The following is an 11,376-nucleotide window of genomic DNA, read 5'->3' on the forward strand; positions in this document are numbered from 1 at the left end:
GATCGCTGGCGGGCAGGGACATTTCGGCCAAGTCTGCGCAAGGTAGTGCGTGGGAAAAATCGCTACCGGCAAATACTTACTTCAGGAATTTCTGAACTAAAGGCCGCAGGAGCGGTTAGACTGCGCGCAAATACCCCTGCGGACCCGTTGCACCATGGCCTCGACCTTGCCCGACCTGAAACTGCTGCGCATCTTCGTCAGCGTGGTGCGCCACCAGGGGTTCGCCAATGCCCAGCGCGAGCTCAACCTGTCGACCTCGGCCATCAGTACCTACATGAGCCAGCTTGAAGGTGGCTTGGGTATCGTCTTGTGCCACCGTGGCCGCGGCGGCTTCAGCCTGACCAGCAAGGGTGAGCTGTTCCACCAGGAGACACTGCGCCTGCTGGCCGAGCTGGATGGTTTCGAACAATACGCCGCAGCGCTTAAGGGCGAGCTGCGTGGCACCCTCAACCTCGGCGTGATCGACTCCACCGTAGGCGACCAGGCGCTGCCCTTGGCCGAGGCCATCGGGGCCTATAGCCAGGAACACCCGGCGGTGCACCTGCACCTGTCAGTGTCCAGCCCCTACGAGCTGCAGCTCGGCGTGCAGGACAACCGATTGGACCTGGCCATTGGTGCGTTTTCCTCGCGCATGAGTGGCTTGCTTTATCAGCCGCTTTACCGCGAACAGCATTGGCTTTATTGCAGCAGCCGCCACTCGTTGTTTGCTGAGCGGCGCATCCCCGAACAGGTGGTGACCCAGCAACGCATGGTGGGGCGTGGCTACTGGAGCCAGGCCGAACTGGCCAGGCACGGCTTCAAGCACAGTGCGGCGACGGTGGAAAGCATGGAGGCGCAGCTGATCCTGATTCTCTCGGGCGCCTACATTGGCTACCTGCCCGAGCACTACGCCCAGGCATGGGTCGACAAGGGTGACCTCAGAGTGCTATCGCCGGCCACTTTCGGGTACCAGGCGCCATTCTCGCTGATCGTCCGCAGGGGGCGTAGTCGAGAGCCGTTGATTCAAACATTCCGAGATCTGCTCAAGAGCCAGTTGAATGTCGGTTGAAGGGTGAAATTTTGTAGGACAATCCGACTGGATGCCCTAAATAAAATTTCAAATTAGCCGCTAACCTTCCCACGCTCTGCTAGTTATTTAGTTGTGCTGCCCCTCACATCCCTCTTCGAAGGACCGTTCAAGATGCGCATGAACTTGCCCGTCACTGAGCACGAAAGAACTTTTACCCAAGAGCAGCGCCTGATCTCCACCACGGATCTCGACAGTCGCATCACCTACTGCAACGACGCCTTCGTCGCGATCAGCGGTTTTACCTACGACGAACTGGTCGGCCAGACGCACAACCTGGTGCGTCACCCAGACATGCCCCCCGCCGTATTCGGCCATATGTGGGAGACCATCAAGCAAGGCAAACCCTGGATGGGGGTGGTCAAGAACCGCGCCAAGAATGGTGATCACTACTGGGTCAGCGCCTATGTCACGGCGATCTATGAGAACGGCCGCATCAGTGGCTACGAGTCGGTGCGCTCGGTACCGACCCGCGAGCAGATCCGCCGTGCCGAAGCCCTGTACGCACGGCTGCGCGCAGGCAAGTCGCCGACGCCCTGGGCAGCCCGGTTCGGGCGCGGCCTGGCCAGTGGCGGGCCATTGATCGGTGCTGGCCTGTTGTCGGCTGCCGGCTATCTCTGGCTGCCACCTTATCTGGCTCTGGGTGTGCTGATGACCAGCTTGCTGGTGGCCTGGTACCTGATCGAGCGTCAGCAAAACCAAAGGATTCGCCGCACGCTTGCTGAACACCCGAAGGCGTTCACCAGCCCCCTGGTGGCCCTGACTTACAGTGACAATCCTGGCCTGCTGGGCCAGCTCGACCTCGCCATCATCAGTGAAGAAGCGCGCCTGCAAACCGCGCTTACCCGCCTGGTGGATGCTGGCGTCGGGGTAAAGTCTCGCGCCGCGCAATCGGCCGACCTGTCCGATGCCCAGGCGCAGATGCTCGACCGCCAGCGCAGCGAGACCGACCAGTCGGCCACGGCCATCGCGCAGATGGCCGCGACCATCCAGGAAGTCACCCACAACGTGCAAAGCACGGCGCATGCTGCAGGTGACGCCGACCAGTTGGCCCAGCAAGGCAGCGAGCTGGCGCAGCAGAGCCTGAAGGCCATGGGCAGCATGAACGAGGCGGTGAGTGACATCGGCCAGGCGGTCAATGCCCTGGCCGAGCAGACCCAGTCGATCGGCAGCGTGGTTGACGTGATCACCTCGATTGCCGAGCAGACCAACCTGCTGGCGCTCAACGCCGCGATCGAGGCGGCACGCGCTGGCGAGCAGGGCAGGGGCTTTGCCGTGGTCGCCGATGAGGTGCGTTCGCTGGCCCAGCGCACACGCTCCTCTACCAATGAGATCCATCAGATCATCGCCTCGCTGCGTGCCGGTGCCGAGCGGGCGGTGAGCACCGCCAGCCACGGCGAGCAGATCTCGCGGGACAGCGTGCAGAGTGTCGAGGCAGTGCAGACGGCGCTGGCCGGGATCGCCCAGGCGGTCAGCCGCATTACTGGCATGAGCCAGCAGATGGCCACGGCGTCGGAGCAGCAGAGCCATGTGGCCGAGGACATCAACCAGCAGATCGTGCGGATTGCCCAGCTGTGCGACCAGTCGGCGGGGCAGGCCAAGCAAGGGGCCGAGATCAGCCAGGACCTGGAGCGGATGGCCGAGTACCTGCATAGCCTGGCGGAGCGGTTCAACCGATAGATCCAGGTTTGCAGGCCCATTCGCGGGCACGCCCGCTCCCACAGCTACTGCACAAATTTCGCGCCCTGTGCGATGCCTGTGGGAGCGGGCAAGCTCGCGAATGGCCCGCAAAGCGGGCCCAAACTTCCGGCCTGTGGCAAAATTCTCCTACCAACGGAGAACCCCATGCCCAGACCCCGCTGCGAACGCTGCCAGCGCCCGCTCGACCATTGCCTTTGCCCGCTGATTTCCAGCCTCGACAGCCGCACCCGCGTGGTTCTGCTGCAGCACCCCAGTGAAACCAGTCACGCGCTCAATACCGCCCGCCTGGCCGCCCTGGGCTTGGTCAATGCCGAACTGCGGGTCGGGGAAGTCTTCGCTGATCTTGCCGAACTGTTGGCGACCCCAGGCTATCGCCCCGTGCTGCTGTTCCCGGGCGAGCAGGCGCAAGCGCTGACAGCCTACGGCGAAACGGACGACAAGCCGTTCATGTTGATCGTCCCCGACGGCACCTGGCGCAAGGCACGCAAGCTGCTGTACCTGAACCCGCTGCTGGAGGCGCTGCCCAGGGTGACGCTGGCGCAAGTGGCGCCTTCACGCTACCGCCTGCGCAAGGCGCCGGAGCCGGGGGCGGTGTCGACTATCGAGGCGGTGGTGCAGGCGTTGAATGTGCTGGAGCAGCCCGAAGGTTTCAATCAGTTGCTACGGCCGTTCGAGGCGCTGATCGAAGGGCAGATCAGGGCAATGGGCGCCGATGTGTTCGAGCGGAACCATTCTGAATGAAGGCCATTTCCTACAGGTTTAGTAGGCAATCCGGGTGGTTACACCGCTTGCGGTAAAGCCTTTGGAGAGATAAATTCCCTCTGTCGCGGCAAACTCCGCGATCGGGTTTGGCGACCCGGATAACTTGGCGTAACAGCGCCCCACACGATTGCAGGCGCTTTTTTTGCGCCCGCAGCCTCGTGCCATGGCGGCTGTGCGTGGGAGACCTTCGGGTCTGCCGGGTTCCAAGTTCCCGGTTCGCCAACCTGCGTACAGCTGCCACCCAATTGTTTGGCGACGATACGTGGTAGCTCCAACCTAACTTGGAGTTTCATGCATGCTTACCTTGAGCCCTGCCAGGATCCTCGCATTCGTTCTCCGCCGGCGTGATTTGCCAGCACTAGCCCACCACCGTTTCTGTCCGGTCTGTAGTCGATTTTGTTCCGCTTGCGCAGCGAGGAGGGGACTCGATGACTGATCAGGAGCTTCTGCTCAACATCCGAAGCTATGCCTGGACACTCGAACTGCTTGGCGAGGCGCTCGTTCAGCATGATGAAGTGCTGGAGTGTGAGCACAATCCTCAGCTGAGTTTTCGCAATACTGCGGGGATTCATCAGGCAATCCGTATTATCAGTCGATTGGCCAGTGAGCATTGTGGGAAGTTGAGCCAGTTGCAGGAAGACTTTGGTCCGGATTGAACGCTTTTGCGGTGAGAGGGGGCGAGTGAGGGCATCTAAGTGTATGCCTTGGCATCTTCAGCGCCTGTGAGATCGAGCGCCGCCCGCGCGGCGCATCGCGGGCAAGCCCGCTCCCACATCTGTTTCGGGCCAGTCACTCCTGTGAAGCCAACAGGGACCGCCTTGTTGGCATGGCAATGCATCTCGGTGGACGCTGATGCTGCTCCACCTGTCTCCAGTCATGCACCCAGGCGGTCAGTGGCGACCTCACAGGAGTAACTGGCCCAAAACAAATACTGCTCCACCTTTCTTCAGTCATGTACCAAGGCGGTCCCTGTTGGCGGCACAGGAGTGACTGGCCCGAAACAGATGTGGGAGCGGGCTTGCCCGCGATGCGCCGCGCGGGCGGCGCTCGATCTCACAGGCGCTGAGAATCTCAAGGCATGCACCTGGCAGCCCTCACACAATCCAAACCAGTCACCGTTCCCGCAGCGCCTCGGTCCGTGCCTTGAGCACCGGCTTGAGCAGATAATCCAGCACACTCTTCTGCCCGGTGATGATATCCACCGTGGCCACCATCCCGGGGATGATCAGCAACGGCTTGTTGTCCCCGCCCAGGTGGTTCTTCTCGGTCCGCACCTGGATCAGGTAGAACGCATTGCCCTTGTCGTCGGTGACGGTGTCGGCGCTGATCAGCTCCAGCTTGGCCTTGAGCCCGCCGTAGATGGTGTAGTCATAGGCACTGAACTTGACCATCGCCGGTTGCCCGGGGTGCAGGAAGGCCACATCCTGCGGCCGCACCTTGGCCTCGATCAGCAGGTTGTCCTCGATCGGCACGATCTCTACCAGGTCGCTGCCTGGCTGCACCACGCCGCCGATGGTATTGACCTTGAGCAGCTTGACGATGCCGCGCACCGGCGAGACCACGGTGGTGCGGTTGACCCGGTCGTCGATGGCGATGCTGGTGGCGGTGATCTTGGAAAGCTCGGTGCGCTTGTCGTTCAGCTCCTTGGCCGCGTCCGAGCGGAAGCTGGCGTCGGACTCCTCGATCTTGCTCTTGATCTCGGCGATCGCCGCTTCGGCGCGGGGGATGGCCAGGCTGGTGGCATTGAGCTGGCCGCGGGCTTCCACGGTGCGTTGCTTGAGGCGCAGGATCTCCACCGGGGAAATGGCGCCCTTGCTCACCAGCGGCGCCGACATGTCCGTCTCCTGCTGCAACAGTGCCACGGCCGAGCGGTACTGATCGACCTTGGAACGGAACTCGGCCAGCTCCTGGTTCTTCTGCCGCAGCTGCTCGTTGAGGGTCTGTTTTTCGCTGGCCAGGCGCCGTTGGCGCGAGCCATACAGGGCCGTCTCGTCTTCGGCGACCTGGGGCGCCTTGCTGCGCACTTCGTCCGAGAGCACGAACGGGCGGCCTTCGGCTTCCGCCGACAGGCGCTCGACCTGGGCGGTCAGGGCATAACGGTCAGCCTCGCTCTCGCCTTTGTTGGACTTGAAGCGGGTGTCGTCCAGGCGGAGCAGGGTGGCGCCTTTCTCGACCATCTGGCCTTCGCGCACGAAGATCTCGGTGACGATACCGCCTTCGAGGTTCTGCACCACCTGGACCTTGCTCGACGGTATCGCCTTGCCTTCGCCGACCGTCACTTCGTCGAGCACCGCCAGGCTGGCCCAGACCAGTGCCACCAGCAACAGCGCGGCGGCCAGCCACACGGTCAGGCGCGACAGGCGTGGCGAGTCCTGCAGGGTGGCGCCGGCCAGTTCCGGCATGTAGTCGCGTTCGGCCCGTTTGTCGGCGCCATGGTTGCTGCGGATGTTGTGGCTAAAGGACATGCCTACCTCACTTGTCTCAGTGGCAAGGCGCGGTCCCTGTGGGAGCGGGCTTGCCCGCGAACACCGGCAAAGCCGGTGCCACACACCGCGGTGTCTGCTTCGCGGGCACGCCCGCTCCCACAGGGTTGAGTATGTTGAGTCAAAGGGCCGAGCCGATACGGCCCTTGCGCAGGGCGTCGACAACCGAATCCTTCGGCCCGTCGGCGACGATCTTGCCGTTGTCGAGCACCACCAGCCGGTCGACCAGGCTGAGCATCGAGGTGCGGTGGGTGACCAGCAGCACGGTCTTGCCCGGCACCCAACTCAGCAGGCGCTGGCGCAGTTGCTCTTCGCTGCTGTTGTCCATGTGGCTGGTGGGTTCGTCGAGGATCAGGATCGGCGGCTCCAGCAGTAGCGCGCGGGCCAGTAGCACCGCTTGGCGCTGGCCGCCGGAGAGCAGCTGGCCGCGCTCGCCCACCGGGCGGTCGAAGCCGTTCGGGTGCTGCCGGGCCAGCTCGCTGACGCCGGTCAGTTCGGCCACTTCGAGCATGCGCGCATCGCTGATGTGGCGTGCGCCGAGGGTCAGGTTGTCGCGCAGGCTGCCGGCCAGCAGCGGCAGGTCGTGAGCCACGTAGCCGATCTGGCTGCGCAGGTCGGCGATGTCCAGTTGGCGCAGGTCGAGGTTGTCCAGCAGCACCTGGCCTTCGTCGGGGTGATGGAAACCCATCAGCTGGCGCCCGAGGGTGCTCTTGCCCGAGCCGCTGCGGCCGATGATGCCGATGCGCTCGCCGGGGGTGATGGTCAGGTTCACATCGTGCAGTGCCGGGCTCACTTGCCCTGGATAACGGAAAGTGATGTGGCTCAGCGCCAGGCCGCCCTTGAGCGTGGTGTGCTCCAGGGCCTGCTGGTCGAGTTGACGTTCCTGGGGCAGGGCCATCAGCGCATCGGTGCTGCGCATGGTCAGCTGCGCCTGCTGATAGCGGGTGATCAGCCCGGCGATCTGGCCGAGCGGGGCGAGCACCCGGCTGCCGAGCATGTAGCTGGCGACCAGGGCGCCGACGCTGAGGTTGCCGGCGATGATGCTGTACACCCCGGCAACGATGGTCGCCATGCCGCAGAACTGCTGGATGAACAGCGTGCCGTTGCTGGCCAGCGACGACAGGTTGCGGGCGTGGGCGTCGAGGCGGGCAATGGCGGCGTTGGTGTGCTCCCACTGGTACTGGCGTTCGCTTTCGGCGCCGCAGGCCTTGAGGGTTTCCAGGCCGCCGAGGGTTTCGATCAGCAGGGCCTGGCGCACGGCACCGAGGCTCAGGCTCTTCTGCACGGTGTCGCGCAGGCGGGCCTGGATGAACAGGGCAAAGCCCACTGCCAGCGGGAAGGCGATCAGCGGGATCAGTACCAGCCAGCCACCGAGCAGGCCGATCACCAGCAGCATCAGGGCGACGAAGGGCAGGTCGATGATGCTGGTCAAGGTGACCGCGGTGAGAAATTCACGCAGGCCCTGGAAGTCATGGATGCTCTGGGCGAAACCACCGATGGTGGCGGGCTTGGCCTTCATGGCCATGCCGGTGATGCGCTCGAACAGGGTGGCGGAGAGGATCAGGTCGGTCTTCTTGCCGGCCTGGTCCAGCAGGTGGGCGCGGACCATGCGCAGCACCAGCTCGAAGGCAGTGCCGATGAACAGGCCGGCAACCAGTACCCACAAGGTCGACAGCGCCTGGTTGGGCACCACGCGGTCGTAGGTCTGCATGACGAACAGCGGCACCATCAGGCCGAGCAGGTTGATCAGCAGGCTGGCCAGCAGGGCGTCGCCGTACAGCCAGCGGGAATGGCGCAGGGTGTCGCGGAACCAGGCGTTGACCCGCGGCAGCAGCGGTGAACGCACGTCTTCCAGGGTATGGCGAGGGCGGGCGAACAGGGCGTTGCCGCTATAGGCCTGTTGCAGTGCTTCACGTTCGACCCATTGCTCGCCGCCCTCAGCTTCGCAGGGCAGGATCAGCGCACGGCCGTCATCGCCCCAGCGTTGCAACACCGCGCTGCGGCCATTGTCGAGCAACAGCAGCACGGGCAGGTTGAGCGCCGAGATGTCATCAAGGGCTCGCTCCAGCACCCGCGCTTGCAGGCCGGCACGCGCCGCAGCCCGTGGCAGCAAGTCTACGCCCAGGCGCTGCTGGGCCAGGGGCAGGCCGCTGCACAGGCTGGCACGGCTGGCCGGGCGACCGTGCAGCCGGCACAGGATCAGCAAGCCATCGAGCAGTGGGTCATCGACATCCGGACGCGGTTGCGCGCTTTGCATACTGGTCACGATGGCCTACTCCCGCCAGGGTGGATGGGTTGCTGTGCAGGCGATCCGTGCCAGTGCGTGCGACGCTTAGCGCATCTCGGGCAATCTGGCTTCGGTCCGGACCTCGTTGTTGGCGATAGCCTCTGGTGGCAGTGAAATGCGTTGCTTGCTCAGCAGTTCACCCATGGTCGCCAGTACCCGGTACATCGAAAACTCTTCGGTGTAACGCACTTCGGTGTAGCGGCGGTTGGCGTTGTACAGCTCGTTTTCGCTGTCGAGCACGTCGAGCAAGGTACGCTGGCCCAGGCCGAACTGGTCCTGGTAGGCCGCGCGCACGCGTTGGGTGGTCTCGGCGTACTCACGGGCGGTCGGGGTCTGCTTGCGGGCATTGTTCATGGCGTTCCAGGACAGGCTGAGGTTTTCGGTCAGCTCGCGCAGGGCATTGTTGCGGATGTCCAGGGCCTGGTTGATCTTGTGCGCATCGGATTGCAGCCGGGCCTTGTCACTGCCGCCACGGAACAGGTTGTAGCTGAGCTCTACGCCGGCCTGCCAGTCGTTGTTGGCGTGGCCCGGCTCGCCGCCGATGTTGTTGTTGGCACCGGTGGCCAGCACCGCGTCCAGGCGCGGGTAGAACGGCGACTTGGCCACTTCGTACTGCTGCTCTGCGGCATTGACGTCGGCCTGGGCCGATTTGAGGTAAGGGTTGTTCTGGCGCATGCCTTCGCGTGCCTGGTCGAGCGTGCCGGGTATTTCCACCTTGATCGACTGTGGCCCTTCCAGCTCGTCAGGCACGCGACCGACCACGCTGTAGAAGTTGGCCTCGGCATCGGCAAGGTCGACTTCGGCGGTATCCAGGTTGTTTTCTGCCAGGGCGCGACGGGCGCGGGACTGGTCGAGGTCGGCGGTGCTACCAACGCCACGCTCGCTGCGCAGGCCGATCTGGTCGTTGACGCGCAAGTGCGCCTGCAGGTTGTTCTTGGCCAGGTCCACCAACTCTCGACGCTTGAGCACCTCCAGATACACCTCGACGGTGCGCAAGGCGACGTCCTGGGCGATGGCCTGGGTGTAATAGGCGCGCGAGGTCGCCACAGCCTCGGTGCGGCCTACCTCATTGGCGGTGTTGAAGCCGTCGAAGATCATCTGCCGCAGGCGCAGTTCCGACTGTGTGTAGTTGAGGGTTTCCTTGTTGTGGTTGCTCGTGCCGTCCGGGTTGAGGCCGCGGGTATTGAGGTTGTCCGAGCGCTGGCGCCCGTAACCTGCGACGAGGTCCACCGTCGGGTAGTAGCCACCACGGGCGAATTTCACATCCTCGTCGGCGGAAAGCTTGCTGTTGCGATTCGAGCTGATTTGCGGGTGGTAATCCACGGCACTCTGGATTGCCTCGTTGAGGGACATTGCCTCGACGTTCGTGCATGCCATGGCTACCAGCATTGCGCTGGCGAGGGGTGTTAGAACGCGCATGGGGGTACTTCTCCCTGGTCACAAAAATTCCTGCTTTTTCGCCAATAAAATGACGATATTTATAGTTCGAATCGTTTCACGTTTGTAACAACAGAGCTAAGAACATTTAACGCGCGAGCTAAGAATATTTTTTCATAACGCCTATGCGAAAAAAAACTTATGCGGTCTATGCAAAGCAAGACATTGTTTCATTCAGGTGGATTTGCGAGCCGCTGCAAGGCGCGGCTTACAGGCACTTCAGGATATTCCAGATTTTTTACAGCTAAGGACATGGATCGGATAGGTGAAAGCAGTATTTGGCGACAAAAAATTGGCATAAATTGATGGCCAACTTACATTATTCCTATCGCCAAAATAGTGCCTGAGAGAACGATTCTCACCGTTGAGATTTTTCGGACTCCTTGCCCACACCTGCCTGCGTAATGTCAGTGGCTGATGTAGCCGATCAGTTAGGGGAGGCGTGCGCTCATGGCTAAGTTAGTCGGTGTGGTCAGCAAGGTGATTGGTCAGGTTTTCGCAGTTGCCAGCGATGGTAGTCGGCGAGCCTTGATCGAAGGTGACCGCCTGTTCGCTGGCGAGCAACTGGAAACGGGGGCTGCGGGGGCCGTGGCAGTGCACCTGCAGAACGGTGCCGAGCTGACCCTGGGCCGTGACAGCAGCCTGGAGATGACCCCGGACCTGCTCGCCAGCCGGGCGCCCCATGCGCAGGGCCACGACGTCGCGCCAAGCGACGCGCAACTGAGTGATGTGGCGCGCATCCAGCAGGCGATTGCCGCTGGCGACGACCCGACCCAGAGCGCCGAGGCGACCGCCGCCGGGTCAGGCAGCCCGAGTGTTTCCGGGGCGCTGGGCGGTGGCCACAGTTTCGTCATGCTCGATGAAGTCGGCGCCCGTGTCGATCCCGTGGTGGGCTTCCCGACGGCAGGCTTCAATGGCTTTCCCGAGCTTGCCAACCGCGAAGTGGGCGGCCTCGACCCCAGCAATGGCAGTTCGCTCAACGGTCGGCCGGTTGGCGGCGGCAATGGCGGCACGGGGCCTACGGAGCCGTCCATCCCGACGGTAGACGAAAATCATCCAGTCACTTTGCTAGGCCTGAATATCGCCCCGGGTGAACTGAGCCTGAACGAGGCGAATCTGCCACTGGGCTCTGCCAGTAACGCCGCGGCGCTGACCCAGCAGGGCAGCTTTACCGTGGTGGCTCAGGATGGCGTGTTCAACCTCAGTGTCGGTGGCATCAACGTGGTGACGGGCGGTGTGGTGACCGGCGTTGGCCAGTCGATCACCACCGGCTTGGGCAACATCCTGACGATTACCGGCTATAACCCGAGCACTGGCGTGGTGAATTACAGCTACACGCTGACTGCAACCGGGCAACATATCGAGGACGATGGGGCCAAGTCGCTGAGCGAGCACTTGCCGGTGCTGGTCAGTGACAGTGACGGCGATGTCGCCCAGGGCTCGCTGGATGTGATCATCCACGATGATGCGCCGCAGGCTTTCGATGATGGCAACGTGGTCACGGCGACCGAGCAGCATGTCGAGCTGACCGGGAACGTGCTGACCAACGACGTGCAAGGCGCCGACCGCGTGGCCGGCGGCCCGGTGATCGCCGGTACGTTCACTGGCACCTACGGCACGCTGGTGCTGGCCACAGACGG

The 11,376-nt window shown here is 63.1% G+C and carries 8 protein-coding genes and 1 pseudogene; 6 read left to right on the forward strand and 3 right to left on the reverse strand.

Translation table 11 applies throughout. The features are described from left to right. Positions 1 to 154: 154 nt before the first annotated feature. From N430_RS17060 to N430_RS17075, 5 genes and pseudogenes are all read left to right on the forward strand, one after another. Complete coding sequence (locus N430_RS17060; protein WP_110636905.1) at positions 155 to 1,048, forward strand: LysR family transcriptional regulator; 894 nt, start codon at positions 155 to 157, stop codon at positions 1,046 to 1,048. A gap of 138 nt (positions 1,049 to 1,186) precedes the next feature. After that, positions 1,187 to 1,483, forward strand: a pseudogene (locus N430_RS30000) (PAS domain-containing protein); the annotation flags it as partial. Positions 1,484 to 1,717: 234 nt separating this feature from the next. Further along, positions 1,718 to 2,746, forward strand: a complete 1,029-nt coding sequence (locus tag N430_RS17065) for a methyl-accepting chemotaxis protein (RefSeq protein WP_371922780.1) — start codon at positions 1,718 to 1,720, stop codon at positions 2,744 to 2,746. Between the two features lie 165 nt (positions 2,747 to 2,911). After that, the gene (locus N430_RS17070) at positions 2,912 to 3,508 is read left to right on the forward strand and encodes a tRNA-uridine aminocarboxypropyltransferase (protein ID WP_110636899.1); all 597 of its coding nucleotides are present in this window, start codon (positions 2,912 to 2,914) and stop codon (positions 3,506 to 3,508) included. A 449-nt stretch (positions 3,509 to 3,957) separates the two neighbouring features. Next, positions 3,958 to 4,185 carry a hypothetical protein gene (locus tag N430_RS17075; RefSeq protein ID WP_110636896.1) on the forward strand — a complete coding sequence of 76 codons (228 nt, stop codon included), beginning with the start codon at positions 3,958 to 3,960 and terminating at the stop codon, positions 4,183 to 4,185. A 456-nt stretch (positions 4,186 to 4,641) separates the two neighbouring features. On the opposite strand, the gene N430_RS17090 is transcribed toward N430_RS17075, so the two are convergent. The 3 genes from N430_RS17090 to N430_RS17100 form a co-directional block, all read right to left on the reverse strand. Then, positions 4,642 to 5,994 carry an HlyD family type I secretion periplasmic adaptor subunit gene (locus N430_RS17090; protein ID WP_110636893.1) on the reverse strand — a complete coding sequence of 451 codons (1,353 nt, stop codon included), beginning with the start codon at positions 5,992 to 5,994 and terminating at the stop codon, positions 4,642 to 4,644. Positions 5,995 to 6,133: 139 nt separating this feature from the next. Continuing rightward, positions 6,134 to 8,269: a type I secretion system permease/ATPase gene (locus tag N430_RS17095; RefSeq protein WP_110636890.1), complete on the reverse strand. Its 2,136-nt coding sequence runs from the start codon at positions 8,267 to 8,269 to the stop codon at positions 6,134 to 6,136. Positions 8,270 to 8,344: 75 nt separating this feature from the next. Next, positions 8,345 to 9,718 carry a TolC family outer membrane protein gene (locus tag N430_RS17100; protein ID WP_110636888.1) on the reverse strand — a complete coding sequence of 458 codons (1,374 nt, stop codon included), beginning with the start codon at positions 9,716 to 9,718 and terminating at the stop codon, positions 8,345 to 8,347. A 468-nt stretch (positions 9,719 to 10,186) separates the two neighbouring features. Between N430_RS17100 and N430_RS17105 the strand changes: the two genes are divergently transcribed. Further along, a partial coding sequence (locus N430_RS17105) for a retention module-containing protein (RefSeq protein ID WP_133248856.1) occupies positions 10,187 to 11,376 on the forward strand: 1,190 nt, incomplete at its 3' end.

The sequence above is a fragment of the Pseudomonas sp. CC120222-01a genome (genome assembly GCF_003097235.1).
GTDB lineage: Bacteria > Pseudomonadota > Gammaproteobacteria > Pseudomonadales > Pseudomonadaceae > Aquipseudomonas.

Excerpts from the sequence above, each read along its gene's own strand:
- N430_RS17060 (WP_110636905.1), top strand. The coding sequence starts at position 155 with ATGGCCTCGACCTTGCCCGACCTGAAACTGCTGCGCATCTTCGTCAGC.
- N430_RS17065 (WP_371922780.1), top strand. The coding sequence starts at position 1,718 with ATGACCAGCTTGCTGGTGGCCTGGTACCTGATCGAGCGTCAGCAAAAC.
- N430_RS17070 (WP_110636899.1), top strand. The coding sequence starts at position 2,912 with ATGCCCAGACCCCGCTGCGAACGCTGCCAGCGCCCGCTCGACCATTGC.
- N430_RS17075 (WP_110636896.1), top strand. The coding sequence starts at position 3,958 with ATGACTGATCAGGAGCTTCTGCTCAACATCCGAAGCTATGCCTGGACA.
- N430_RS17090 (WP_110636893.1), bottom strand. The coding sequence starts at position 5,994 with ATGTCCTTTAGCCACAACATCCGCAGCAACCATGGCGCCGACAAACGG.
- N430_RS17095 (WP_110636890.1), bottom strand. The coding sequence starts at position 8,269 with ATGCAAAGCGCGCAACCGCGTCCGGATGTCGATGACCCACTGCTCGAT.
- N430_RS17100 (WP_110636888.1), bottom strand. The coding sequence starts at position 9,718 with ATGCGCGTTCTAACACCCCTCGCCAGCGCAATGCTGGTAGCCATGGCA.